We start from the raw sequence: 25,196 nt of genomic DNA, 5'->3' as shown, positions 1-25,196 counted from the left end.
TATTCTGCGCTAGTGCTGATAAATTAAATTGCTTCGATTGCCAGTCTGGTATTTGGTTCCTGATGCCATTTTTCTTGGCACCGCCCTGTACAGCATCAAAACAGAGCGTTGTGCATTTGCTTTTCCGGCACTGCCATCCGGGATATTAGGACCTGCCTCCCCGCGCCTTGACGATTTCCTGGGACAGATCGTAGGCCGCCATGGCATAGAGGCGGCTGCGGTTGTAACGGGTGATTACGGAAAAGTTGTTGAGACCGATCCAATACTGCTTGCCCCGCTCGGTATCCAATGCAAACACACTGGCCGGCATATCTGGAGAGACCTGAGCCGTAGTGGGAAAGCCTTTTTCCGCCAACTGGCCAACGGTCCATTTGGGGTCCAGGCTTTCATTGACGATGGTCATATCGGCATTGGGGCGCGGATTGGCCAGTACCGCCACCGGCTCGCCGGATTTCCAACCGTGTTCGCGGAAATAGTTGGCGACACTGCCGATGGCATCCTCGGTATCGGTCCAGATATCGATACGGCCGTCGCTATTGAAATCCACCGCATAGGCGCGGTAGCTCGATGGCATAAACTGCCCGAAGCCCATAGCGCCGGCATAGGAACCTTTCAGCTCTGTGGGCGCCATTCCCTGCTCGCGGGTCAGCAACAGGAAGTTTTCCAACTCCTTGGTAAAAAACGGCGAACGGCGCGGATAGTTGAACGCCAGGGTAGCAAGGGCATCCAGCACCCGGTAACCGCCCATATTGCCACCGTAGCGGGTCTCGATACCAATGATGGCAACGATAATTTCCGCAGGTACCCCGTATTTTTTTTCTGCTTCCGCCAACACCCTGGCGTTCTTGTCCCAGAAATCGACACCGCCGGCAATACTCTGCGGCGTCAGAAAAATTTTGCGGTATTCATGCCAGGGCTTGGCCTTCTCCGCAGGACGCTTAATGGCCTTGAGAATCGATTTTTTCAGTTTGGCCTCGCGCATGAGCGCAGTAAGCTCCGCGCGGTCGAATTCGTGTGTTTCCACCATATAATCGACGAACGCCATGGCCTGCACATTGTCACCGTGGCCGGACTCCTGAGCGCAGGCGGCGAGTACCAGCCCCATACCCGCCAATAATCCTGTGGTCCACTTCAAAACAACCGCTCCTATTTTCATGGTACTTCTCTTACATCCACCTTTTTCGCCGGCTAGAAAGTGACCCTGCGCCTTTCTGTGCCTATGGCCATCAAAATCCCGAATCCCGCCATCAGGGTGATCAGCGAGGTCCCCCCGTAGCTCACCATCGGTAGTGGCACTCCCACCACCGGCAGCAGCCCGGTAACCATGCCGATGTTTACAAATACATAGACAAAGAATGTAAGCGTAATACTCCCCGCCAACAGCCGACCGAATACCTGCTGCGCCATAAAACTAATATAGATACCGCGCGCAATGATCAATACATAGAGCAGGAGCAGCAAAAGCGCCCCGCGCATACCCCACTCTTCCGAGAGCACGGCGATAATAAAATCCGTGTGGCTTTCGGGCAAAAAATCCAACTGCGATTGAGTGCCCTGCATATAGCCCTTGCCCAAAAGGCCACCGGAACCAATAGCAGCTTTAGACTGGAATATGTTCCAGCCTGCGCCGAGGCGATCCGCGTCCGGATTGAACAGCGTGAGAATCCGCTGGCGCTGATAGTCCCGCAGTCCCCACTGCCAGATGGGCCAGGCGGCAACCAGCATCGCCACCGCGGCGCCGCCGATCATCCGCCAGCTGAGCCCCGCGAGATAGAGCGCAAACAGGCCCGAGGCCGCGATAAGGATAGAGGTCCCCAGATCCGGCTGGCGCACGATCAACGCCGCCGGCACCGCGACGATGGCCAAGGCGCCAACTACGGTTGCGAATGTCGGCGGCAAACTGCGCTTGTGCAGGAAGGCCGCCACTGACATGGGCACCGCCAGTTTCATAATCTCCGAAGGCTGGAAGCGAAACCCGCCCAGCTCCAGCCAGCGTTGCGCACCCTTGGCGCCAGCGCCGAAAAAAAGCACCGCCACCAGAAGACCGCACCCTCCCAGATAGGCCCAGGGAGACCAGCGCCGATAGACATCCAGCGGTATCTGCGCAATCACAAACATGCCGACAAAAGCCAGAGCCATGAACACTGCCTGGCGTTTCACATAATGCACTTCACCGGCCGCCGCACTGTAGAGCACACCCAGCCCCACCGAGGCCAACACCATCAACAAGACCAGCAACGGGACGTCGATATGCCAGCGGCGCGACAGACTCACCGGGCGGCTGAGTCCACCCTGGGAATCCGGCAGGCGGTGCATGTAATCACGCCTAGCCACGCAGGCGCCCTCCTTCGCTGTCAACGGTTACCGGCGGCAGCCCCGCGGATTTTTCTCCGGGCCGCGACAACCAGTCGAAAAAGACTTCCCGCGCCACAGGCGCGGCGACCTTGCCCCCACCCTCGCCGTTTTCCACCAGTACCGACACAGCGATCTGGGGGTCCTCCACAGGCGCAAAGGCAATAAAGAGGGCGTGGTCCCGGTGGCGCTCCTTCAGGGCCTCGGAATCGTAGCGCTCACCCTGGGCGATACCGACCACCTGGGCAGTGCCCGACTTGCCGGCGACGCGGAAATCCAGCCCGGCACCGGCTTTCTTACCGGTACCTCTGACGCTGTATACCACCGCCTCCATACCTTTGAAGACCAGATCCCAATGCTCCGGGCGCGCCTCCACGTGGTGCAAGACTTCCGGCGGCAGTACAACACCATCCACCGCCTTCACCATCTGCGGCCGATAGTGGGTGCCGCGACTGGCGATGGTAGCGGTCATCACCGCCAGTTGCAGTGGAGTAGCCAACACAAACCCCTGCCCCAGTACCGCGTTGAGACTGTCGCCGGGGAACCAGGGCAGACCGCGGGCGCCGCGTTTCCATTCACGCGATGGAAAGAGACCGGCGCGCTCCACCGGCAAGTCGATCCCCGTCTTCTCACCCAGGCCGAAACGGGCGGCAATGTCATGCATGCCATCGATATTCCAGCGGTAGGCCATATCCCAAAAGTAGACGTCACAGCTTTCCGCCAGCGCCTGAACCAGATCCACCTTGTCACCGTGGCCCCAGCGTTTCCAGTCCCGGTAGATGCGCGGATCGTTAGGCAAACGGTAAAAGCCCGGGTCCTTGATGCGGGTCTCGGCATTGATTATGCCCGCCGCCAAGCCCCCCAATCCCATCATGGGTTTCAAGGTGGAACCCGGCGGATACTGGCCCTGTAAGGCGCGGTTGAACAAGGGTACGTCCAGGGAATCGGAAAGCGCCCGGTAGTCGTTGAAACTAATGCCGGTTACAAACAGGTTGGGGTCGAAGGAGGGCTTGCTGACAAAGGCCAGCACACCGCCGGTTTTGACATCTATGGCCACCACGGCGCCACGTCTGTCCCCCAGGGCGTCGGAGGCCACCTTTTGCAGGCGCGAGTCCAAGTGCAGCGTCAGGGCGGCGCCGGGCTTGGGATCCTGGCGCTCCAACACCCGCAATACACGACCGCGGGCATTGGTCTCCACATTTTCGTAACCCACTTCGCCCAGCAGCAGATCCTCGTAGGAACGTTCGAGGCCCACCTTACCGATACTTTGCGTGCCCCGATAGCGGCGCACATCCTCCTCTGAGAAGTTGGCCAGCTCCCGGTCGCTGATACGGCCCACGTAGCCAACGCTGTGGGCGAAAAGGTCGGTGCGCGGATAATAGCGCACCAATTCCGCCTCCACCGACACTCCGGGAAGGCGGAATTCATTGACACTGATACGCGCTATCTCATCCTCGCTGAGACGGAAGCGCAGTGGCACTGGCTCGAAGGGCCGACGCCGCTGCATGCGCTGGCGGAATTTTTCCACGTCACTGTCATCAAGGCGTACCAAGCGGCCGATCAGTTCCAGGGTGGCGTCCAGATCCCGCACCCGTTCGCGCACGATCGCCAGCGTGTAGCTGGGACGGTTGTCCGCCAGCAGCTCACCGTTGCGGTCATAGATAAGTCCGCGGGTCGGCGCAACTGGGCGCACCTGGATGCGGTTTTTGTCCGACTGGGTGCGGTAGCTGTCGTAGTTGACCACCTGCAGATGATAAAAACGCGCCACCAGTACCCCCAACATCAGCACCACTACAGCGATCGCCACCAACATGCGGTTGCGAAACAGCCGCTGCTCGGTCATTGGATCTTTTAGGTGGAGGTCGTGGGCCATGGGATTTATGTGAGACTGGCGCGTAAACTGGCCATCGAGTGTACAGGTTTAGCACTGAATGATGAATGCGCGATTTGGCATTTCACCATAGGTCAAAGCGCAGGTATTCCTTTTACTTGTGATATGGGTGTCCCACCAACAGTGTCCAGGCGCGGTAAATCTGTTCCGCCAGCAACACCCGAACCAAAGGGTGCGGCAGTGTCAGGGGGGACAGGGACCAGCGCTGCCGGGCCCGAGCCAGGCACTCGGGAGAGAGGCCGTCCGGTCCACCAATCAGCAAGCTGACACGCTCGCCCTGCATCTGCCAATCCGCCAGTTGCCGCGACAACTGCTCCGTGCTCCAGGGTTTGCCCCGGACATCCAAGGCGACAACATGGTCCCTGGGAGCGAGTGCCGCCAGCATGGCCTCCCCCTCCTGCCGGCGCGCTTTTTCAATCAGCGCCGGCGAGGCTTTCTGGCCGCGATTGCCCAACGGGATCTCCACTATTTCCAGCGCCAGCTCGCGCGGCAGCCGCTTCGCATACTCGCCGTAGCCGTCCTGCACCCAGGCGGGCATCTTCCCACCGGCGGCAATGATTCGGATCTTCACCGTGGCTCAGTCCCGCTGGGGATCGTTGCCATCGGCACTATCGCGGGTGTTCGGCGTCATGCTCCACAGCTTCTCCAAGTCGTAAAAGCTGCGCACTTCCGCCCGCATCACATGCACAACCAGATCGCCGTAGTCCACCAGCACCCAATCCCCCTGCTCCATTCCTTCGACACCGATCGGGCGCACACCGGCTTTCTTGCCCTCTTCCACCACATTGTCGGCGAGGGATTTCACTTGGCGGTTGGACGTGCCGGTACAGATTACCAGGCTATCCATGACATCGGAGAGCGCGGAGACATCCAGGGAAACAATGTCCTGCCCCTTGAGATCTTCCAGTGCCGCCAGGGCGATTTCTTTGATATTCGTCATAACACCTTTTTGTCAGTCATCGTTCGAGTCACCGCGCAGCGCGGCTTGTCGATAGAGTTGATGGTCGTCTATGTATTGCAGCACCGCAGCCGGCAGCAGGTAGCGCGGGGACTGACCGCTCGCAATCAACTGGCGGATATTGGTGGCGGAAATCGGCAACAGTGTCTGTTCGCGCACCACAAGACGGCCGCGTGACTCTGTGTGCAGATCCCGGATCTCGCCACTGTGGCGGCGCAGAATATCGGCCACCTCACCATCCGAGGGCAACTGCCAGCCGGGGCGGATCACCACCACCAGGTGCGCCAGTTGCAGCAGGCGGTCCCACCGGTGCCAGCTCGGCAGCGTCAGCAGTGAGTCGAGCCCCATGCAAAAGCTAATGGAGGCCTCCTCTCCCAATTCACCGCGCAATTCCTCCAGCGTATCCACCGTGTAAGTGGGACCGGAGCGTTTCAGCTCCCGCTCATCCAGCTGCAGCTCAGCGCAGCCCTCCAGTGCCAGCCCCAGCATATTGCGGCGGTGAACGGCGGAGACCCCCGGCCTGTTCCTGTGCCCGGGCTGATGGCTTGGTAGCAGGCGCATTTCATCAAACCCCAGCGCCTGGCGCAGTTCCAATGCCATGCGCAGATGGCCGAAGTGCACTGGATCGAAAGTGCCGCCGAATAGGGCGATGGCGCGCCTGTTACTATTCATCATATCGACCCTTAAACAGCGCGGTCTTCCTCTTTAAGCCGAGCGAGGCAGCGCCTAGCGGCGGATATGCCCGTCGCCGAGCACTATCCACTTCTGCGAGGTGAGGCCTTCCAGCCCAACTGGGCCGCGGGCATGAATCTTGTCAGTACTAATACCAATCTCCGCGCCCAGACCGTATTCGAAACCATCCGCAAACCGGGTGGAAGCGTTTACCATCACTGAACTCGAATCCACTTCCGCCAGGAAGCGACGCGCACGGCCGTAGTCCTCGGTGACAATGGATTCGGTGTGGCCGGAGCCGTAGCGGGCGATATGATCCATGGCGTCATCCAGGTGATCGACCACCCGAATCGCCAGTACCGGCGCCAGGTATTCCTCGCTCCAATCGCTCTCGCTGGCCGGAGTGCAATCAGTCAGAACCTTGCGCGTGCGCTCGCAACCGCGCAGCTCTACCCCCTTCTCCCGGTAGGCCTCCGCCAGGCGCGGCAGCAGGCGGGACGCCATGCCATCCGCCACCAGTAGTGTCTCCATGGCATTGCAGACACCGTAGCGGTGTGTCTTGGCATTGAGGGCGATATCGAAGGCTTTTTCCACATCGGCGCGGTCGTCGATATAGACGTGACATACGCCGTGCAGATGCTTGATCACTGGCACCCTGGCTTCGCGGCTGATCCGCTGTATCAGTCCGGTGCCTCCGCGGGGCACAATGACGTCCACATACTCCGGCATGGAAACCATGGCGCCAACGGCGGCGCGGTCCCGGGTATCCACCACTTGCACAGCCGTCTCCGGCAGCCCGGCTTCCCGCAGCCCGGCGGCAATACAGGCGGCGATGGCGCCGTTGCTGTGCAGCGCCTCGCTGCCGCCGCGCAGAATCGTTGCGTTGCCGGACTTCAGGCACAGGCTGGCAGCGTCAATCGTCACATTGGGACGGGATTCGTAGATAATCCCCACCACTCCCAGAGGCACGCGCATCCGCCCCACCTGAATCCCGCTGGGGCGGTATTTCAAATCCTCTATCTCTCCCACCGGATCCGGCAGCTTGGCAATCTGATGCAGCCCCTCGATCATCGCATCCACGCGCGCATCATTCAGCGCCAGGCGGTCCAACAGGGCCGCATCCAGGCCATTGTCGCGCCCGGCCTGCATGTCCACCTCATTGGCCCGCAGTATTTCGTCACGCTGCGCATCCAGGCGCGCCGCAATTGCGGCCAGTGCGCGGTTCTTGGCCGCCGTATCGGCGCGGGCCATCTGCCGCGCCGCCGCGCGCGCCGCGCGCCCCATCTCTTCCAGTTTGCTGTGGGTATTTTGCTGGTCGGCTGAAGAATTCGTCATTTTGGCTCTCCGTGCGGCGCTCGATGGGCCGCGCAGTATAACTCAGGGCGGTGCGGGATAAAGGCGCGATTTACCTTGGAGAACCTCTGATTAATTCGCGCAAGAGCTGTAGTCGGCTTCGGGGTACTCAGGCAATGGCGTTTTATTCCTTCGCCCACCGATCCAGGTTCGCGGCGATGTCCGCCAGGCGTGCCAGCGGATCATCTGTCGCCAGCAGCTCCACCCGCACCCGATCCTCCAGAGGCAACAGCTGCGCCAGCTGCCAGGAAAGCGCGTCGGCGGAGTCCACCGGGCCAAATCGCAACGGGAGCATGGCGGCATGCTGCTTCAGTTCATCTAACACGCTCAACAGGCCGTCGCACTCTTCCGGCACTGGTTTGGATTCCGCTTGCGGCAGCCATTCCACATTCCCCAACAGCAGCCCGTCCTCGGCCCAGTCAGTACTGCGGATACGGAAGCGCTGTTGACCGGCTACCTGGATATGCAGCAGCCCCTCTTCTCCCTGACTCCAATCAACGATCCTTACATAGAGACCGTAAGGCCACACGTCGGCGCGTCCCACCTCGCCTCCGGAACGGATCGGTACCACGCCAAAACCCCGATCCGATTTCAGGGTTTCACTGACCAGGCGCAAATAGCGTTGCTCAAAGATACGCAGCGGTAAGGCCACACCGGGAAACAGGGTCAAATGCAGTGGAAACAGCGGGATTTGAGGCACGGCTAACTCTCAGGTCTGGATTTCGGAAACCTCTGACTCTCGCGCCCCTGACTAAATAGGATTCCGCACCCGGAAACTATCACGGTGCAACTTTAAAGATACCATCCACACCGGCTGCCGGCAGAAACGATTTTCGTGCGGGCACAGGCAAGGCCCCCTGATTCATCCCCTTCCGGCGGTTAAGGCTCTTCGCTCCCCGGTGAATAGTGCATTGCGTGAGCACCGCGACTTTAACGGCAGCACTCGCGCGAATTCATCAGAGGTCACTAAGGGAACCCCTAATTAATTCGCTACCTGACGGTAAAGGTTCTTCTGTGTTGGATGAGAAGCTCAGGTGATGGAATGGATATTTCGAAACCGTCGGATACAGGGATGTATCCGACGGAGCTACAGGGACCTACTCGTGCGCTTTCGAAATGTCCACCCCATTGCCTGAGCGCCTCGAAACCAGCTACCGCGCTCAAGCGAATGAATCAGGGGTTTCCTTAGGCGAATTTATCAGAGGTTCCCTAAACTGCTTGAAAACAGAATCTTTTGCAAATGGTGCCGGGTTGCTGCTCGAAGCGGACCTCCCGCCAACCAACACGATGCCGAAATTGCTACGGGAGATGGTTCTATGCGGTGGCGCCACGGCCGCAGAAGCAGCAATATCGAGGACCACCGCCAGTCGCGCGCCACCGGCACAGGGAACCTCAGCAGCTTGCTGGCACTGGTACCCCTACTGGTGCGCAGTAAGACCGGCTGGCTGATTCTGGCTGCACTGGCAGCGCTCTACTTCTTTGGCGGCAACCGACTGTTCGAGGCACCGGGGACGCCACCGGACACGTCTCAGGCGCGGGAGCAATCGGCACCGGAGGATAGGGTGGCCGACTTCGTGTCCGTCGTTCTGGCGGATACCGAGGATACCTGGACACAGTTGTTCAGGGCTGCCGGTACCCGCTATGTACCGCCCAAACTGGTGCTATACAGGGACGTGGTGCGCTCCGCCTGCGGTCTGAGCTCCGCCGCAGTGGGACCCTTCTACTGCCCGATGGATAACAAGGTATACCTGGACCTCAGTTTCCTCGGCGAACTCCAGCGCCTCGGCGCGCCGGGGGACTTTGCCTTCGCCTATGTGATCGCCCATGAAGTGGGCCACCATGTGCAGAATCTTTTGGGAATCTCGCGAAAGGTGCAGGAGACACGCGCACAATCCAGCAGAGCCACCGCCAACCGACTGTCGGTTATGCTGGAGCTGCAGGCGGACTGTTTCGCCGGCGTCTGGGCCTTCTACGCCCACCGCGATCGACAGATGTTGGAACCCGGTGATCTGGAGGAAGGCTTGTCCGCCGCCGCCGCGGTGGGCGACGACCGCCTGCAAAGACGCGCCGGGCGCGCCGTTTCTCCAGACTCCTTCACCCACGGCAGCGCCAAACAGCGGGCCTACTGGTTCAATCGCGGATTTACCAGTGGCGATGTGAACCAGTGCAACACCTTTGCCGCCCCTTAACGGGCCGCCGGGTCAACCGCAAGGCTCTCCTCGGTCTCCGAAGACTCTTCCGGTTTCTCTGCAGACCGCAGCGGCTTGAACAACAACAGCAACAGTGGCAGCAAGGTCAGCGATCCCAGCAGCGCTGCGGACATGGCCAGCGCAGTGAGCAGGCCAAAGTAGATAGACGGCACAAACTTGGACAGCGCCAATATCGAGAAGCCGGCGATGATCGTGATGGCCGTATAGAACATGGCGCGGCCGATGGTGGCATGGCTGCGGTGCATGGTGGCCAGGTAGTCGCCGTCTTTCGCAAACTCATCGCGGAAGCGGTAGAGATAGTGAATAGCGTGGTCCACACCAATCCCCACGGTGATGGCAGCAATGGTGATGGTCATCATATCCAGCGGGATACCGACCAGACCCATTCCGCCCAGCACGATACTGGCGGCGAGCAGATTGGGAACCAGAGCGATAAGGGCCAGCCACAGGGAGCGGAAGAGCACCAGGAACATCAGCAGTATGCCCACAAACACCGCACCCAATGTCAGTATCTGCGACTTAAACAGGCTCTGCAGCATATTGTTGTAGAGCACCAGCAGCCCGGTCAGATGGATGTCTTCCTCCGCCATTCCCATTTCTGTGTAGGCGTAGTTGTAGACCCGCTGGATCAATTCGTCGCGGCGCAGATCCGGGTCCGTCTCCATTACCCTCAGAGTGATACGCGCCTGGTCGTGTTCGACCGAGAGATAGGGGGCAACCAACACATCATTGATTTCTTGCGGCAGGCTGTTTTGCGCCACCGCCAGCTCAAAATCATTGAGGGGGCCGCCGTTGAGATCCCTGGCCACTTTGTACAAGGTGGCGAGGGATTGCACCTTGCCAATTTCCGGCTGCCGCTCCAGGAAATCGTGCAGCTGCTCTATCTTCGCCAGGCCGGCCACGGTAAACCAGTAGCTCTGCTCTGCTTCCCCCTCGCCGCCGAAGGGGTCATCGGAAGCAAAGGGGTCATCCTCCGCGTAGGCATCGCCGCCCGCATCCGCCGCAAAGGGATCCTCCTCCCCCTCGAACGCCGGGGTCTCCTCCGCTGGTTTGTCGAGAATAATATCCAGGGTGATTGTGCCGCCGAGGCGGCGGTCGATCACCAGCATACCCTGGTAGATTTCGGTGGAATCGTCGAAATAGTCGATAAAGCGGTTTTCCACCTTCAACTGCGATATACCCACCGCGCCGGCAATTGCCGCCACCAGGGCCACACCCAGTACCAGACCGCGGTAGCGCTCGGTAAAGCGGGCAAAGCGCAGCGTAAAGGCGTGGGAGTTGTCCTCGCTCACGCCACCGGTGCGCTTCGGCAGGATCATCAGCAGCGCGGGAATCATCAGGAAGGACAACACCAGAGCCAAGGTCACACCGATGGTCATCATCCACCCGAAGTCGATCACCGGTCGTATGCCGCTCACAACCAGGGACACAAAGGCAACGATGGTCGTCAGCGCCGTGTACAGACAGGGCTTGGCCATAAAGCGCACTGTCGCCAGCGCCAGATGCTCACGATCCCACTCTGGGTGCTGGGCGATATACTCCCGATAACGTACCGCCAGGTGAATGGTTATGGCCAGGGTAATGATCAGCAGCAGAGCGACAAAATTGGCCGAGATCACCGTCAGGCGCCAATCCAGCCAGCTCAACAGCCCCAGCATGATCACCGCGGTAGTTACGCAGGTGGCCAGCGGTATCAAAACCCAGCGGGCCTGGCGGAAAATAATCAACAGGGTGGCGATGATAAACAGCAATATGCCCACACCGAACACCACCAGATCGCTCTTGATAAAGGCGATCATATCAGCGCTGATCATGGACACGCCGCCGAGAAACAGCTCCGCCTCACCCTTGTAACGGTCGATGATGCCGCGCACTTCTTCCACGCGGGCGCGGGAACGCTGCTCCTGTTCCGTGCGGTGCTTGAGGTAGATTTCGGACACCTCATCCAATCGCGCAGCCTCCGCTTCTGTCAGCCCCTCTGCATTGCGCTTGCGGCGCAGCGCATCCCGCTCCCGCACCAGCTCAATACCGCGCTCGTCCAGCGCGAGACTGGCCAGTAGCGCCGTGGTCTGGCCGTCCGGGCTCAGGATCAGATCGCGGTAGATGGGGCTGGACAGAAATTCCTGACGCGCGAGATCCTTGTCGGTACCGGGTGTGGAGAGCGTGCGCAGCCCGTCACTGATTTCAGATATGGACATCTTGGGGCTGTAGAGCAGCGGCACATCGAGAATAGTCTGCACACCGGTGACGCCATCCACCTGTGCCAGCTCGTCGCGCAGACGCCTCAGGGTGGTCAGGGAATCGGCATCAAACAAATCGCCGTTGCGGTAGCGGTAGGTGACGACCAGAAAATCCCCACTGGCGTAGCGTTTGGAAATCTCGCGAAAGTAATCCAGAGCCTGGTCGGTCTCCAGGGTCAGCGCGTCCGCCGAGGCGTCCAGTTTGAACCGCGGCAGGCCCAGGGCGGCAGCCACCACAAGAATGAGTACTGCCAGCAACACCGTTTTCGGCCGGCGGATTACCAGATTTTCATAGCAGTTTTTTAATGCTGACAGCATATAGTTTCACTTAATAAAAACAGTTAATCGTAAAGTGCGTGCCTGTACACACCAAAGTCAAAGCCGGGCAAGAACAGACACAACACCCGTCCGCGGACACAAATCCAGGATGATTTTCAGGGCTTGTCGATATGCCCCAGATCCCGCTCCGGGAACAACAGATCCCGGACTCTTTGCTTCAGTTCCCTGGGACCGGGAAAACCGCCATCGCGTTTGCGCTCCCAGACCAGCACATCCCCTGCGCGTATTTCAAACACGCCGCCGCTGCCCGGTTTAAGCGCCACCTGCTCTATGTCATCGGCAAAGGTGTAGAGCAGCTCCTGAGCCATCCAGGTGGCGCGCAGCATCCAGTTGCACTGCACGCAATAGTGGATGGTGATAATTGGTTTCGCCATAACCCCCGTTACCCGCCCCACTCGGGCAGCAAATTCTGCTCCACACCCAGGTGATCCAGCAGACGCGCGACAATGAAATCCACCAGATCCTCCACTGAGCGGGGTTGCTGATAAAAACCGGGACTCGCGGGCAGTATCACCGCCCCCATCCGGGTCAGCTTGAGCATGTTTTCCAGATGGATCTCCGAGTAAGGGGTCTCCCGCGGTACCAAAAGCAGCTGGCGGCGCTCCTTCAGAGCCACGTCCGCAGCGCGCTCGATCAGGTTGTTGGATGCACCGCAAGCAATGGCCGACAAGGTGCCTCCACTGGCGGGACAGATCACCATGCTCGCCGGCGCGCCACTTCCCGAGGCCACCGGTGAAAACCAGTCGCGTTTGCCGAACAGCTTCAATTGCCCCTCCCGGGCTCCGAAACGCGCGGCGAAAAAAGCCTCCTGTTCCGACTCGTCCTCGGGCAGGTGCAATTCGGTCTCGGTATTGATCACCACCCGCGCGGCGTCGGACAGCAACAGCCAGACGCGCACCCGCGCTGCCAGCAGACACTGCAGTAAGCGCAGGCCGTACTGGGCACCGGAAGCGCCAGTCATCGCCAGGGTGACAGTTTTGCTGAAAGCAGGTTGGCCCAATGCAGATTCCGTGTGATTGATTAAGACGCGTGCCCGCGCTTATTTTCCAGTTCGGCGATCAGGCGCTGATGGATTCCGCCGAAGCCACCGTTGCTCATGACCACGATATGGGTCCCGGGCCCCGCAAGGTTGACCGCGGATTCTACCCCAGCCTCGATATTGTCGAAAATCTTCGCCGGCACCGGAGAGTGCTGCACCACCTCGGCCAGAGACCAGTCCATGCCCTCGGGCTGATACCAGAGCACCAGATCGGCGCCGGCACAGGACTGGGCCAACTTGTTCCGGTGCACCCCCATACGCATGGTGTTGGAGCGGGGTTCAATCAAAGCGATGATTCTGTCCTCCCCCACCCGGGCACGCAGCCCCTTCAATGTGGATTCAATCGCCGTGGGGTGGTGGGCGAAGTCGTCGTAGACGTGGACCCCCCCCACCTCGGCGAGGCATTCCATGCGCCGCTTGACGCCTTTAAAACTGTTCAGGGCACGGGCGCTCAGCTCTGGAGTCACCCCCACGTGGCGCGCCGCGGCCATAGCGGCGAGACCGTTGCGCACATTGTGCAGTCCGGTCAGCGTCCACTCGACCCGCGCCACCTGGGCACCGCGGAAACTGATACCGAAGCTGCTGCCGTCAGCGGCGACATCCACCGCGCACCAATCTCCCAGGCGCACACCATTTTCGGACTCGGTGGCGAAACGCTGCACCTCGCTCCAACACCCCTGCCGCAACACTTCCTCCACCGTATCTTCGGTGGACGACACAATCAGGCCGTTGCCCGGCACAGTGCGCACCAAATGATGAAACTGGCGCTGTATGGCAGCGAGGTTGTCAAAAATATCCGCGTGATCGAACTCCAGGTTATTGATGATCAATGTGCGGGGACGATAGTGGACAAACTTGGAGCGCTTGTCGAAGAAGGCGGTATCGTATTCGTCCGCCTCCACGACAAAAAACGGGCTCTCTCCCAGGCGCGCGGACACACCAAAATTCGCCGGCACACCGCCGATCAAAAAGCCCGGCTGCATGCCCGCCTGTTCCAAAATCCAGGCCAGCATGCTCGATGTGGTGGTCTTGCCATGAGTGCCTGACACCGCCAGCACCCAGCGCCCGCCGAGAAAGTGGTCGCAAAGCCACTGGGCGCCGGATGTGTAGGGCAGCCCCTTCTCCAGCACGGCCTCCACCGCCGCATTGCCGCGGGACAGCGCATTGCCGATGATCACCAAATCCGGCGCCGGCTCCAACTGGGCCGGGTCATAGCCCTCGATAAGCTGGATGCCCGCCCGCTGCAACTGCGTGCTCATTGGTGGGTAGACATTGGCGTCACAGCCAGTTACCCGGTGCCCCTCGGCCACCGCCAGTTGGGCCAGGCTGCCCATAAAAGTGCCACAGATGCCTAAAATATGGATATGCATGGCGAAAATTTGTACTCAGAAAAACTGCGGCGCAAGCTTAACACGGCGTTTGGCTACCGCAATTGCCAAATCCCCCACATTCTGTGCAATTCCCCCGCGATTCCATTAGACTCCGCCCCCAAATTTGCCCATCTCAACCCCCCTGTAGGATGACCATGTCAAAAAAGAACGCTTTTTATGCGCAATCGGGTGGCGTTACCGCCGTGATTAATGCCTCGGCTTGTGGAGTGATTGAAGCTGCGCGTGAATACCAAGACCACATAGGTACTGTATACGCGGGGTTGAACGGCATCCTCGGCGCCCTGCGCGAAGAGCTGATCGATGTGAGTCTGGAGAGCGAAGAGGCCATCGCCGCCCTGCGCCACACGCCGTCCGGCGCATTCGGTTCCTGCCGCTACAAACTCAAAAGCCTCGAGGAGAACCGCGCGGAGTACGAGCGCCTGATCGAGGTGTTCAAGGCGCACGATATCGGTTATTTCTTCTACAATGGTGGCGGCGACTCCGCGGACACCTGCCTGAAAGTGTCCCAGCTGTCCGAAAAAATGGGGTATCCCATCCAAGCCATCCATATTCCCAAAACCGTCGACAACGACCTGCCTATCACCGACAACTGCCCCGGATTCGGCTCTGTGGCCAAGTATGTGGCCGTATCCACCAAAGAGGCATCCCTGGACGTAGCCTCCATGTGCGCCACCTCCACCAAGGTGTTTATCCTCGAAGTGATGGGGCGCCACGCAGGCTGGATTGCCGCCGCCGGAGCCCTGGCGCAGAAAAATGAAGGCGACGCCCCCCACATCATCCTCTTTCCCGAGGTGGCCTTCGACAAAGAAAAATTCCTGGCCAAGGTTCAAAAGACTGTGGAAGAGAAGGGCTACTGCGTTATCGTGGCCTCCGAAGGCGCTCAATATGAAGACGGCACCTTCCTCGCCGACGCCGGCACCACCGACGCTTTCGGCCACAAGCAACTGGGCGGCGTGGCGCCGACCCTGGCCCGCATGATCAAGGATGAACTGGGCCTCAAGTACCACTGGGCCCTGGCGGATTACCTGCAGCGCGCCGCGCGCCATATCGCCTCCGCCACAGACGTGGCCCAGGCCTACGCGGTGGGCCGCGCCGCGGTGGAAATGGCCGTGGCCGGCAAGAATGCGATTATGCCCACCATTGTTCGCGACGCCGGCCCCGAGTACGGGTGGTCCGTGGGCGAAGCCCCCCTGTCTGAGGTGGCCAATGTCGAAAAAATGATGCCGCGTGAGTACATCAGCGAAGACGGCTTCGGCATCACCCGGGCGGGCCGCGACTATCTGTTACCCCTGATCCAAGGCGAAGACTACCCGCCCTATGAAAACGGCATCCCCCAGTACGCGCAACTGAAAAAACAGCTGGTGGAGAAGAAACTGAAGGATAGTTTCAACGTTTAAACGACTGTCTGAGCCCGTGAAAACCCGCCCGTTAGCGCTCACTAACCGGCGGGTTTTCACTATCCCCATCCCATCGTGTAAGCACCCCGCACCAGGAATTAGAGCCACTCCCGAAGCGCCTTATCCGGGATGCCCGAGCTGTCAGAACGGCCACCACCATGGCCTGCGGATAAAAATTTTCCGGGTCGCACTACCTTTGCGACCCGCGCTGTCGCGGACCGTCAGCGTAATTTCGTAACTTCCACTCCGCTCGTAACGGTGCCAGACGTGCGTACCCCTCGCTGTCGAGCCATCGCCGAAGTCCCAGTGATAGTTGAAGTTACCTTCTCCGCCGCTGTGGTCCCGCACGCGGACCCAGTTGAGAAAGTGCCTCATGGTGAACTGTGCCTGGAGTTCGGCCGCGCTGCCCCATACCCGCACCCCCCGCTGGGCGCTCGCCCGCGCACCGCTGTTGTCCTCCACATTCAGAGTCACCGTATAGCTGCCCGGCTCGCGATAGCGGTGGCTGGGATTCTGCTCTGAGCTGGTTTCACCATCGCCGAAGTCCCAATGCCAGCCGACAATGTGACCGTCACTGTCGCTGCTGCGGTCGGTAAATTGAGCCTGTCGGCCTTCTACCTCGGCGCTAAAATCCGCACTGGGCGCCGCGTTGTCGGCGCGCAGATCCAGCTCTATTACCAGGGGATCGTGATCAGAGGCCCGGTAGGGATCGGCGCTGTAGAGGGAATCCCGTTGCGCCTCACTTTTTTGCTCGGTGTTGTAGTCCAGTGCGGACGGCTCGTCGGCATTGATATGCCAAACCTCCGCGCCAGTTACCAACGGCGTCAATTCGGTATCGGCCAGCGCGTAGTCCAGATAACCGGCCTGAGACTTGTATACATAGGAGTGAGCGGCGCCGCCGTGGAACGCCGCCAGCAGATCGGTGTAACCGGCATCCCGCAGCGCGGTAATAGGATGCTCCTGCGCATAGCTGTTGAGATCGCCGAGAATCAGCACTCCAGCAACATCTGCGCCGATGGGATCGCTCGCCAGCCAGTCGGCCAGCGCAGTGGCTGCCTCGGTACGAATCTGATTCCAGCATCCCTGCCCGTCGTTCTGGTCGTCGTTCAAACTGCCGTCGTCCGGGCAACTCCCCTTGGATTTGAAGTGATTGACGACCACCGCAACGGATTGATCGCTGGCCAGCTCGGTGAAGGCCTGCAGCAGCGGCTGGCGATTCAGGTTGTCGAAGGGATAGCTATCCAGGGTGAGGGCGGCACCGAGCGGCTGTACCCTGTCCGCCCGATAGACAATACCGACCGCAATTTCATCCGCTCCCAAACGCTCCAGTCCCGGGTCCACAAAGGCGTAGCGTTGCCCGCCGGAAGCGGTGTTGAGCCCGTCGACAAGGTCTTGTATCGCGCTCCGGGCACCATATCCGTCATTCTCGATTTCCATCAGACCAATGATGTCGGCACCAGTGCCGAGAATGGCGGAGATAATTTTGTCCCGCTGACGCTGGAATTCTTCTGGGGTATCGGCACCACGCGAAGTCGGGAAGCCACCGCCCATGCCGTCGCCATTGAAGTAATTGAGTACATTCATGCTGGCCACCCTCAGGCTGCCAGTCCCGGACAGCGCCGGGGCGGATGTGCGCGGATTGGCAGTGACAAATTGCGGGGCTTCCAGCGGTTGCAGCCGGTAGGCATCGAAACCGTAGCTGAGCACGCCTTTCAGGCCAGTGACAGTACTGCCCGCGCGCAAGCTGTTGTCGGCACTGAGCCCCGGGTCCGGATAGGGAACCGGTTCCGGGTTCTGTGTGGTGGAACCGTCGTCGAGTACGATGCGGTTGCGCGCGTTCGCCGCCTGCTGCGCCAGCGCCACGGCGCCCGGCTCTGCGCTGTGGGTGGGGATGTACAGGCGGCCGGCGGACAGCTCCAGTTCGCCGTAACGGGCCAGATTTTCGTTGCCGCTGACTGTCAGTGTCTGCTGGAACTCGACCAGCATGCCCTCATAGCGCTCCGGGTAGTCGACACTGGCAAACGGCAGACTGATCTGGGCGGCAGTGACGCTGTGGCCGCTGCCACAAACTCTGACGCCGTCGATCGTGTCCAGCTCGGTCAGACCGTAATACTCGCTTACCCGGCCGCCGACACGCACCAGATCGCCCACTTGCACATCGACGCCGAAGCCGCTGTCGTAGACAAACAAGCCCTCGGAGGTGGCATCCAGACCGTCCTGGTCTCCATCCTCTTCCTGCAGGAAAAAGCCGCGCAGGCCACTCGCGGTATCCTGGAAATCACCGACAACGACGGCCTCTACCTCGTGCCGTTCGCCAGCGAGCGGGCTGGCAGCAGCCGAGCCCTGAATCTGACTGATATACGTCGCGGGGTCGCCGCATTGCCCCAAATTCACTGCACCGGAGCCACCTGTGTGCTGCCCCAGGTTGACGAAGTTATCCAGGCCGGCACTGTCCCACTCCAGAGCCGGATCGAATGGCCCACTGCCATCACTGCGGCCAACCAGGCGGTCGGGCTTGCGCAACAGCGTTTGATTCTGAGTGCCGACGCCGCTGTCTCCCCACTGGCTGCCGGGGTCCTGCCCTATCTGGCCGATCACGTCGACAAAGCCGTCGGGACCGACGAGCGCCACAGCGTCATCGCCATTGAACAGGCCGCCACTGTAGGTCTGGTCCGCCTCGGCCAGCACCGCCGCATCCGCTTCCGAATGCGCGAGCACAAACACCTCTCCATCGGCGAGGCTGCCGCCCAGAGCAATACTCGCACCGGCTGATGTGGCGCCATTGAAGTAGACCCGAACGGAATAGTCCTCAAGCGCCACAGAGGTGCCAGTACCGTTGTAGATTTCCAGCGCCTTGTTGTTGCCGCTGCCCTCGATATATTCGGAAATAATCAGCCCGTTACCCTGGGCTCCGCCCGCCAGCAGCGACATCCACAGCGCCACCAGCAGCGAGATTTTGCATTTTTTCATTGTTCTTTCCCTGTCGGTGTCCAATACCGTAATTGGCGGGACGGATTCTGGACGGGGATTCCTAAGAAGATATGTCAGCGGGGTGAAAGATAGTGGTCTGTTTTGTTGCCGCGGCAACGGAGCGGCGATAGCGGCCACAGGTGCAAGCAGGTCACCCGCCACCGCTGTCCTCCTGCGGCCTGACACCGCCATTGCGGCCCTCTGGCGTCCCTCTCAATCAATCGGTCGCGGCCTTGTCCCAGAGCGCGCGCAGGCGCTGATCGCGCCCACAGCGAAAACGATAGTACTTATAGCGGACGGGATTGCGCTGATAGTAATTCTGGTGATAGCGCTCGGCGGGGTAGAAAGCAGCGGCACGAGTGATTTCGGTGACGACCGGCGCGCCCAACTGCGCTTCCACCTGTCGCTTGCTGGCCTCTGCCAGTTTTTTCTCCTCCTCGTTTGCGTAGAAGATGGCACTGCGGTACTGGTCGCCGCGGTCGCAGAATTGACCGCCAGCATCCAGCGGATCCACGTTGCGCCAGAAGACCCGCAGCAAGTCAGCATAACCGATCTTGTTTGCGTCGTATGTCACCTGCACCACCTCCGCGTGCCCTGTACCACCGGCGGAGACCTGGTCGTAGCTGGGATTTTTTACATTGCCGCCGCTGTATCCAGAGGTCGTCTCCAGCACGCCATCCAGCTGGTCATAAGGCGGCTCCATGCACCAAAAACAGCCGCCGGCAAATACAGCGGTGCGGATATCCGGCGATTCCTGGGCGCCACAGGATATCGCTACCAAAAGCAAAAATACGGTTATCAGTATGCGCACGTCCCTTCCTCATATCAGTTGATACTGCCTATCTGTCGGCCGGCGGGTCAATCTGTTACAAGGCGCCGCTTTCAGCCCGCAGGTTCAGGGGCTATAATCCGCGCTCCCCAAATTTCCGATCACATTTTAGTCAGGACCAGCAATGAGTTTCGACAAGATCCCCGCAGGCAAAGACCTGCCCAACGACATCAATGTAATCATCGAGATCCCCGCCAACCACGATCCGATCAAGTACGAGGTGGACAAGGACGCGGACGCGGTGTTTGTAGACCGTTTCGTGGCCACTCCGATGTTCTACCCGGCCAACTACGGCTATGTACCGCAAACTCTGTCCGAAGACGGTGATCCCCTGGACGTGCTGGTTGTGGCGCCCTACCCCGTTATGGTCGGTTCCGTTATCCGTTCCCGCGTGATCGGCGTACTGAAAATGACCGATGAATCCGGCGTGGACGCAAAGCTGCTGGCGGTGCCCCACACCAAGCTGACCAAGTTGTACGACCATGTTCAGGAGATCTCTGATCTTCCGGAACTACTGATCAAACAGATCGAACACTACTTCGAGAATTACAAGAAGCTGGAAGCCGGCAAATGGGTGAAAGTGGAAGGCTGGGCCGATGCCGAAGCCGCACGCGCCGAGGTGCTGGCCTCCCGCGAACGCTACCTGAAAGAGCAAGGCTGAACCTCCAGCCTTTCTGGAAAAGCCGGCCTTGGCCGGCTTTTTTTGTACCCGCTTCGCGACAACCCCAACCCGGGGATCACCGCCAGCTCATTGAGTATCGATCTGCCAGTCCGGAACATTCACGGCCACCGGCTGTTGGCGGCGGCGCTCGCTGTCCTCAATCAGATTGCCCTGCGCCGGTTTCAAACTCAGGTGATCCACGGAAACCTGCACCGCGGCTTTTTTCTCCCGCTCGTGCTCCTTAATCAAATTGCCTTCCATCGGCGCAATACTCCACTCCGGACCGGGCGCGGGTTGCGGCTGCGTCTCCTCCCGTGGTGCCGGCGCTGCCGGTGTCTCGCCGCCACCTTCCGCTTTGAGCGCGGTCTGAGCGCCCACCTTGGCCAGGGTGGCCTGCAATTGCTCTGCCTGCGCCTTGGACAACCCTTTCTTGATAGCGACCGGGCGGCCGCTGAAAAGTTTTTCCACTGCGCCCGGGCCCGCCTTGAACAGGCGCGCGAAGTTGGCTTTGACATCGGCAACGGTGAAGCCCGGCACCAGATCACCGCGGAAAATCAAGCTGAAAGTGGACTGTTCTGATTGTTGCGGCATGGGCTACCTCTTTTTCTGTTACTCGTCGGCGTCCAGCGTCTGGTCCATGGTATAGGCCGGTGCGGCCACTGTCCTGCCACCGACCCGGCGCGCGGGCACTCCCGCTACCGTGGTGTGTTCCGGCACATCGGCCAACACCAGACTGCCGGCGGCGATCTTCACGCCCTCGCCGATTCGGACTGGGCCGAGAATCTTGGCCCCCGCACCAATCATCACACCGCGGCCAATTTTCGGATGGCGGTCGCCGCCGCCACTGCCACTGCCGCCCAGCGTCACGGAGTGCAATATGGAGACATCGTCTTCAACCACACTGGTTTCCCCAACCACCAGGCCGGTGGCGTGGTCGATCATAATGCCGCAGCCGAATCTGGCCGCCGGGTGTATATCCACCGCGAATTGCTCCGACACCCGGCTCTGGAAGTAGAGCGCCAGCGTGTGGCGCCCCTGCCCCCACAACCAATGTGCCACCCGGTGGGATTGTAAGGCGTGAAAGCCCTTGAAGTAGAGGAACGGGGTCAAGTATTGGTCGCAAGCCGGGTCGCGCTCGTACCAAGCACTGATATCCGCGCGCATACAGCGGGAAATCCCGGGGTCCGCTTGCAGCGCCGCGGCGATCACTTCCTGTAGCGCAGTGGCGGTCAGCGCATTGTGGTCCAACACGGAAGCCAGCTGATAAGCGAGCGCGTCATCGAGAGATTTATGGCGCAGCACTGTGTTGTGGAAATAACTCGCCAGCACCGGCTCATCGGCTGCGGCCTCAGAAGCCTCGGTGCGCATCTGCGCCCAGATATCCCGGTTTTCCGATAAATTTTTGATTTCGCTGTCCTCTGTCTGTTTCCGCCGCGGCCAGTGGCCGCAAAAGATCAAAAGCCCGGATAGCAGCTGTCCGGAACCAGCACGAAGCGCGCAAAAATGTCTTCCAGCAAAGCGCACACACTGTCGCACAACTCCAGCTCATCGCTTCGCACCAGTTCACTCAACCGCTCCACCGTCAGTAACTGCTGCAACTCGCGCGCGCGGGGCGCGTAGCTGAGGTGCCAAGGCTCCGGCGCCACGCCACCGCGATCCTCCGCGTAGGGCCGGAACAGACCGTGGCTGCGCCCCTCGGCAATACGTTCACTGAGCCAGTGGTGAAAGGGCCCAAAAAGCCCGTCGTGAGCGAATTCCTGCGGTGTCAATTGAGGTCGGTAGCCCGCCGGCATGGCAGCGGCGTCCACCACGTCAAAATCAGTCCCCCAGTGATGGCGCGAGGCCCCCGGTAACGCCGACCAGCGCAATATAGCGAATACCGTCTGCGGCGGCGATAACTGTGTTACGTCGAGAGGGCGACCGCGACTGTCGAGCACCGGGCGCTCTCCTCTGGCCTTGGCATTCCAGATAGTGCGCTGGCGTTCGAAGCTGCGAAAGCCCGAAACAACCAACGGATCGAAACCGGCAGCGCGGGCATCGGCACAAAGCCGTTCGAAAGCGAGCAGCGCCTCGGGATGCATCAGCTGCCCGGATCGCGGCTCGCATATAACGTGCTCGTCGCCTAGGCCGAAAAGCACGCTCCTCAGAGCATCGCTCAACATTCAAAAATCACCGACATGCAAAATATTTAAAACAAGCTGTACGCGACTAACCGTACGCATCACTTTATCAAATACGGTGGGAGCACAGGACTGAAAACAAATTCACAGTAGAATTTTATTGGTTCGCGTTTACGTCTCGGTAAAACACGGATTTGTTGGTCCTAAATTTAAAAACAACCGCCGGGCGGCTATGTTCACGGAAATTTATCTAAAACCTCTCAACACCTTTACTCCTGACGGTTTGGCCCACTTTCGATTTATGCTATGTTCACTTGCGCGGCTGCAAGATATGTCGCCGGAACAAGGATGTACAACTAGTCAGGGAAAACTTGCATGCACCCGAGTCAATCAGAGCTATTGAAACTGAAAAACCTGGGCCTCGCCTCTGTTAATATACTCCACTCCATCGGTATACGCTCCTACGATGATCTGCGCCGGGTAGGCCCGGTGGAAGCCTTTATCAGCATTCGCAATCGAGGTATCAACGCCTCCCGGGTAATGCTCTATGCGCTTCAGGGCGCGCTGCTGGACGTGCACTGGAACGACCTGGACCCGGACCTGAAGCAGCGCCTGGCGAATGAAGCCGACCGCCTGCTCTCCGCGCAAAATTCCGACTGACCCCAGAATCACACCACGCGGCGCCAACCCAACTTGAAAACGGCGCCGCCACCCCTATCTAGACTTCTCCATAGAAATCACAAGTTGGAGAATGCCGATGTTACGCATTGGTCTCTTTTTGTTGACCAACCTAGCTGTTTTGGTTCTGGTTGGCATCGTATTTAATTTGCTGGGCATTGGGGGCATCCTCGAAGCCAACGGTGTCGACCTGAATATGGGGGCGCTCCTGACCATGTGCGCCATCTTCGGCTTCGGCGGCGCCTTTATCTCACTGCTGATGTCAAAGACCATGGCCCGCATCAGCACTCGCACCCAGGTCATCGACCAACCCCGCACCGCCGACGAACAATGGCTGGTGGAAACCGTGCGCGAGCTGTCGCAGAAAGCCGGTATCGGTATGCCTGACGTGGGAATATTCCCTATGCCCCAGGCCAACGCATTCGCCACTGGCTGGAACCGCAACGACGCCTTGGTGGCAGTCAGTTCCGGCCTGTTAGAGCGATTCAACCGGGACGAGGCGCGGGCAGTGATCGGCCACGAGATAGGCCACGTCGCCAACGGCGATATGGTTACCCTGGCGCTGATCCAGGGCGTGGTAAACACCTTTGTGATGTTCTTCGCCCGGCTGGTGGGTTTCTTCGTCGACCGGGTACTGATGAAGAATGAAGAGGGTCTTGGCATCGGCTACTATGTCACTTCGATTATCATGGACATCATCTTCGGTGCCCTGGCAATGATCGTTGTGGCCTGGTTCAGCCGCCGTCGCGAATACCGCGCAGATGCCGCCGGGGCCACCCTCGCCAGCCCACATTCCATGATTGCGGCTTTGCAAAGGCTCAAGGCGGAATCCGATACGGGGCGCGAAGAACCCCTGCCCAGCAACATGAAAGCCTTCGGGATCTACGGCAATATGGGCCGCCTGTTGGCCAGTCACCCGCCGCTGGAAGACCGTATACTGGCTCTGCAGAACCGTCTGCGCTAAGCGCTGCCAAACCGACCTCATTAGCCCGGCGCCCGCGCCGGGTTAATCTTTGAACTCCCAACAGCACCCGCAATCATGAACAAGCTCAAAACTTGGCTGCTGACCCTACCGCTACTGCTACTTCCCCCCCTCGCCAGCGCGCTTTCCGTGCCGGACTTCGCCACCGATGACGAGCGCAATACCATGCAGGTATTCAATTTCGCCAGCCCGTCGGTGGTCTATGTGACCAACGAAACACTGGTGCGGGATCGCTGGACCCTGCGCCTGCACACAGTGCCCAAAGGCGCCGGCAGCGGTTTTATCTGGGACGAGCAGGGGCACGTGGTGACCAACTTCCACGTGATCGAGGGCGCGCGCAAAGTGACCATCACACTGCAGGACCGCAGTGAATGGGCGGCGGAACTGGTGGGCTCCGCACCGGAAAAGGATTTGGCGGTACTCAAAATCGACGCCCCGCCAGAACAGCTCAAACCCCTGATACCCGGCTCATCAAAAGACCTGGCTGTAGGGCGCAAGGTACTCGCGATCGGCAATCCTTTCGGCCTCGACACCACCCTCACCACCGGCGTGGTGAGCGCCCTGGGACGCGAGATACAGGCCGCCAACAACCGCACCATCCGCAATGTGATCCAGACAGACGCCGCCATCAACCCGGGCAATTCCGGCGGCCCACTGCTGGATTCCAGCGGACGCCTGATCGGCGTCAACACGGCGATATACAGCCCCAGCGGCGCCAGTGTGGGCATTGGCTTCGCGATTCCCGTAGACACGGTGAAAAAGATAGTGCCGGAGCTGATCGCCCACGGCCGCCTGGTGCGCCCCGTTCTGGGCATCGAGTCGCTTCCGGACCAGTGGGCCAGCCGCTACGGTATCGAGGGCGTAGCGGTATTGCGCACCCTTCCGGGAATGCCCGCGGAGCGGGCCGGCCTGCGCGGTATCTACCGCACCCCGCGGGGCGGTTGGCAACTGGGGGATGTCATCGTGGAAGTGGACCGTCAGCCGGTCCGCAACTACGACGATCTGCTGAACCTGCTTGAAAATCACCGCGCGGGCGACAAGATCACCCTCGGCCTGATACGCGAGGGGAAAAAACGCCGCGCATCCGTTACACTGGCCGCTCCCGGTTAACCTC

The 25,196-nt window shown here is 60.0% G+C and carries 23 protein-coding genes; 6 read left to right on the top strand and 17 right to left on the bottom strand.

All coding sequences use genetic code 11. From position 1 onward, the window contains the following. Positions 1-145 precede the first annotated feature (145 nt). The 8 genes from mltB to A3224_RS04255 all read right to left on the bottom strand — a co-directional run bounded on the left by mltB (position 146) and on the right by A3224_RS04255 (position 7,926). The gene (gene mltB, locus A3224_RS04290) at positions 146-1,135 is read right to left on the bottom strand and encodes a lytic murein transglycosylase B (protein WP_231902455.1); all 990 of its coding nucleotides are present in this window, start codon (positions 1,133-1,135) and stop codon (positions 146-148) included. A 53-nt stretch (positions 1,136-1,188) separates the two neighbouring features. After that, entirely contained in the window at positions 1,189-2,334 is a 1,146-nt protein-coding gene (gene rodA, locus A3224_RS04285; RefSeq protein ID WP_231902454.1) for a rod shape-determining protein RodA, read from the bottom strand. After that, positions 2,327-4,225 carry a penicillin-binding protein 2 gene (gene mrdA / locus A3224_RS04280; RefSeq protein WP_067151948.1) on the bottom strand — a complete coding sequence of 633 codons (1,899 nt, stop codon included), beginning with the start codon at positions 4,223-4,225 and terminating at the stop codon, positions 2,327-2,329. Before mrdA ends, rodA begins: the two co-directional genes overlap by 8 nt. A gap of 112 nt (positions 4,226-4,337) precedes the next feature. After that, positions 4,338-4,814, bottom strand: a complete 477-nt coding sequence (gene rlmH / locus A3224_RS04275; RefSeq protein WP_067151945.1) for a 23S rRNA (pseudouridine(1915)-N(3))-methyltransferase RlmH — start codon at positions 4,812-4,814, stop codon at positions 4,338-4,340. 6 nt (positions 4,815-4,820) lie between these two features. Further along, positions 4,821-5,183, bottom strand: coding sequence for a ribosome silencing factor (rsfS, locus tag A3224_RS04270; RefSeq protein ID WP_067151942.1), 363 nt, complete (start codon positions 5,181-5,183; stop codon positions 4,821-4,823). A 12-nt stretch (positions 5,184-5,195) separates the two neighbouring features. After that, positions 5,196-5,876, bottom strand: coding sequence for a nicotinate-nucleotide adenylyltransferase (gene nadD, locus A3224_RS04265; protein ID WP_067151939.1), 681 nt, complete (start codon positions 5,874-5,876; stop codon positions 5,196-5,198). Between the two features lie 51 nt (positions 5,877-5,927). Then, positions 5,928-7,208 (bottom strand): glutamate-5-semialdehyde dehydrogenase, encoded by a 1,281-nt coding sequence (locus A3224_RS04260; RefSeq protein ID WP_067151936.1) that lies wholly within the window; start codon positions 7,206-7,208, stop codon positions 5,928-5,930. A 142-nt stretch (positions 7,209-7,350) separates the two neighbouring features. Next, positions 7,351-7,926: an LON peptidase substrate-binding domain-containing protein gene (locus tag A3224_RS04255; RefSeq protein ID WP_067151932.1), complete on the bottom strand. Its 576-nt coding sequence runs from the start codon at positions 7,924-7,926 to the stop codon at positions 7,351-7,353. Positions 7,927-8,542: 616 nt separating this feature from the next. Here A3224_RS04255 and ypfJ point away from each other — a divergent pair. Continuing rightward, positions 8,543-9,415, top strand: a complete 873-nt coding sequence (gene ypfJ / locus A3224_RS04250) for a KPN_02809 family neutral zinc metallopeptidase (RefSeq protein WP_067151929.1) — start codon at positions 8,543-8,545, stop codon at positions 9,413-9,415. Here ypfJ and A3224_RS04245 read toward each other — a convergent pair. The 4 genes from A3224_RS04245 to mpl all read right to left on the bottom strand — a co-directional run bounded on the left by A3224_RS04245 (position 9,412) and on the right by mpl (position 14,424). Then, positions 9,412-11,994 carry an efflux RND transporter permease subunit gene (locus A3224_RS04245; RefSeq protein ID WP_082817377.1) on the bottom strand — a complete coding sequence of 861 codons (2,583 nt, stop codon included), beginning with the start codon at positions 11,992-11,994 and terminating at the stop codon, positions 9,412-9,414. The two genes, ypfJ and A3224_RS04245, sit on opposite strands and share 4 nt — an antisense overlap. 116 nt (positions 11,995-12,110) lie before the next feature. After that, a complete protein-coding gene (locus A3224_RS04240; RefSeq protein WP_067151923.1) occupies positions 12,111-12,389 on the bottom strand; it encodes a SelT/SelW/SelH family protein in 279 nt (92 codons plus the stop codon). Positions 12,390-12,397: 8 nt separating this feature from the next. Then, positions 12,398-12,976, bottom strand: a complete 579-nt coding sequence (locus A3224_RS04235; protein ID WP_067157423.1) for a flavin prenyltransferase UbiX — start codon at positions 12,974-12,976, stop codon at positions 12,398-12,400. A gap of 59 nt (positions 12,977-13,035) precedes the next feature. Next, positions 13,036-14,424 (bottom strand): UDP-N-acetylmuramate:L-alanyl-gamma-D-glutamyl-meso-diaminopimelate ligase, encoded by a 1,389-nt coding sequence (mpl, locus tag A3224_RS04230; RefSeq protein WP_067151921.1) that lies wholly within the window; start codon positions 14,422-14,424, stop codon positions 13,036-13,038. Positions 14,425-14,579: 155 nt separating this feature from the next. Here mpl and A3224_RS04225 point away from each other — a divergent pair, with 155 nt between their 5' ends. Next, a complete protein-coding gene (locus A3224_RS04225) occupies positions 14,580-15,842 on the top strand; it encodes a 6-phosphofructokinase (protein ID WP_082817376.1) in 1,263 nt (420 codons plus the stop codon). A 141-nt stretch (positions 15,843-15,983) separates the two neighbouring features. Here the strand turns inward: A3224_RS04225 and A3224_RS04220 are convergent, their stop codons facing one another. Together A3224_RS04220 and msrA are read right to left on the bottom strand one after the other, a co-directional pair. Further along, positions 15,984-18,812, bottom strand: coding sequence for an ExeM/NucH family extracellular endonuclease (locus A3224_RS04220; RefSeq protein WP_067151916.1), 2,829 nt, complete (start codon positions 18,810-18,812; stop codon positions 15,984-15,986). 217 nt (positions 18,813-19,029) lie between these two features. Further along, positions 19,030-19,623: a peptide-methionine (S)-S-oxide reductase MsrA gene (gene msrA / locus A3224_RS04215; RefSeq protein WP_067151913.1), complete on the bottom strand. Its 594-nt coding sequence runs from the start codon at positions 19,621-19,623 to the stop codon at positions 19,030-19,032. Between the two features lie 142 nt (positions 19,624-19,765). Here msrA and ppa point away from each other — a divergent pair, with 142 nt between their 5' ends. After that, entirely contained in the window at positions 19,766-20,302 is a 537-nt protein-coding gene (gene ppa, locus A3224_RS04210; RefSeq protein ID WP_067151909.1) for an inorganic diphosphatase, read from the top strand. A gap of 87 nt (positions 20,303-20,389) precedes the next feature. Here the strand turns inward: ppa and A3224_RS04205 are convergent, their stop codons facing one another. From A3224_RS04205 to A3224_RS04195, 3 genes are all read right to left on the bottom strand, one after another. Further along, on the bottom strand, positions 20,390-20,893 hold the full coding sequence (locus A3224_RS04205) for a hypothetical protein (RefSeq protein WP_067151906.1): 504 nt from the start codon (positions 20,891-20,893) through the stop codon (positions 20,390-20,392). Positions 20,894-20,911: 18 nt separating this feature from the next. Further along, complete coding sequence (gene cysE / locus A3224_RS04200; RefSeq protein WP_067157420.1) at positions 20,912-21,670, bottom strand: serine O-acetyltransferase; 759 nt, start codon at positions 21,668-21,670, stop codon at positions 20,912-20,914. 86 nt (positions 21,671-21,756) lie between these two features. Next, entirely contained in the window at positions 21,757-22,464 is a 708-nt protein-coding gene (locus tag A3224_RS04195) for a M15 family metallopeptidase (protein ID WP_074900402.1), read from the bottom strand. A 333-nt stretch (positions 22,465-22,797) separates the two neighbouring features. Here A3224_RS04195 and A3224_RS04190 point away from each other — a divergent pair, with 333 nt between their 5' ends. From A3224_RS04190 to A3224_RS04180, 3 genes are all read left to right on the top strand, one after another. Then, the gene (locus tag A3224_RS04190) at positions 22,798-23,082 is read left to right on the top strand and encodes a TfoX/Sxy family protein (RefSeq protein WP_067151899.1); all 285 of its coding nucleotides are present in this window, start codon (positions 22,798-22,800) and stop codon (positions 23,080-23,082) included. Between the two features lie 97 nt (positions 23,083-23,179). Beyond that, the gene (htpX, locus tag A3224_RS04185; RefSeq protein ID WP_067157417.1) at positions 23,180-24,064 is read left to right on the top strand and encodes a protease HtpX; all 885 of its coding nucleotides are present in this window, start codon (positions 23,180-23,182) and stop codon (positions 24,062-24,064) included. Between the two features lie 75 nt (positions 24,065-24,139). After that, positions 24,140-25,192 carry a S1C family serine protease gene (locus A3224_RS04180; RefSeq protein ID WP_067151896.1) on the top strand — a complete coding sequence of 351 codons (1,053 nt, stop codon included), beginning with the start codon at positions 24,140-24,142 and terminating at the stop codon, positions 25,190-25,192. Positions 25,193-25,196 lie beyond the last annotated feature (4 nt).

Source organism: Microbulbifer thermotolerans (assembly GCF_001617625.1).
In the GTDB taxonomy this organism is placed as follows: Bacteria; Pseudomonadota; Gammaproteobacteria; order Pseudomonadales; family Cellvibrionaceae; genus Microbulbifer; species Microbulbifer thermotolerans.
This window is presented reverse-complemented; position numbering and strand designations above follow the sequence as displayed.

Bases quoted from the DNA above. Each gene is read 5' to 3' on its own strand.
- mrdA (WP_067151948.1), bottom strand. From the start codon at position 4,225: ATGGCCCACGACCTCCACCTAAAAGATCCAATGACCGAGCAGCGGCTG.
- rsfS (WP_067151942.1), bottom strand. From the start codon at position 5,183: ATGACGAATATCAAAGAAATCGCCCTGGCGGCACTGGAAGATCTCAAG.
- nadD (WP_067151939.1), bottom strand. From the start codon at position 5,876: ATGATGAATAGTAACAGGCGCGCCATCGCCCTATTCGGCGGCACTTTC.
- A3224_RS04260 (WP_067151936.1), bottom strand. From the start codon at position 7,208: ATGACGAATTCTTCAGCCGACCAGCAAAATACCCACAGCAAACTGGAA.
- ypfJ (WP_067151929.1), top strand. From the start codon at position 8,543: ATGCGGTGGCGCCACGGCCGCAGAAGCAGCAATATCGAGGACCACCGC.
- A3224_RS04245 (WP_082817377.1), bottom strand. From the start codon at position 11,994: ATGCTGTCAGCATTAAAAAACTGCTATGAAAATCTGGTAATCCGCCGG.
- A3224_RS04240 (WP_067151923.1), bottom strand. From the start codon at position 12,389: ATGGCGAAACCAATTATCACCATCCACTATTGCGTGCAGTGCAACTGG.
- A3224_RS04235 (WP_067157423.1), bottom strand. From the start codon at position 12,976: ATGACTGGCGCTTCCGGTGCCCAGTACGGCCTGCGCTTACTGCAGTGT.
- mpl (WP_067151921.1), bottom strand. From the start codon at position 14,424: ATGCATATCCATATTTTAGGCATCTGTGGCACTTTTATGGGCAGCCTG.
- A3224_RS04225 (WP_082817376.1), top strand. From the start codon at position 14,580: ATGTCAAAAAAGAACGCTTTTTATGCGCAATCGGGTGGCGTTACCGCC.
- A3224_RS04220 (WP_067151916.1), bottom strand. From the start codon at position 18,812: ATGAAAAAATGCAAAATCTCGCTGCTGGTGGCGCTGTGGATGTCGCTG.
- ppa (WP_067151909.1), top strand. From the start codon at position 19,766: ATGAGTTTCGACAAGATCCCCGCAGGCAAAGACCTGCCCAACGACATC.
- A3224_RS04205 (WP_067151906.1), bottom strand. From the start codon at position 20,893: ATGCCGCAACAATCAGAACAGTCCACTTTCAGCTTGATTTTCCGCGGT.
- cysE (WP_067157420.1), bottom strand. From the start codon at position 21,670: ATGCGCACCGAGGCTTCTGAGGCCGCAGCCGATGAGCCGGTGCTGGCG.
- A3224_RS04195 (WP_074900402.1), bottom strand. From the start codon at position 22,464: ATGTTGAGCGATGCTCTGAGGAGCGTGCTTTTCGGCCTAGGCGACGAG.
- A3224_RS04190 (WP_067151899.1), top strand. From the start codon at position 22,798: ATGCACCCGAGTCAATCAGAGCTATTGAAACTGAAAAACCTGGGCCTC.
- htpX (WP_067157417.1), top strand. From the start codon at position 23,180: ATGTTACGCATTGGTCTCTTTTTGTTGACCAACCTAGCTGTTTTGGTT.
- A3224_RS04180 (WP_067151896.1), top strand. From the start codon at position 24,140: ATGAACAAGCTCAAAACTTGGCTGCTGACCCTACCGCTACTGCTACTT.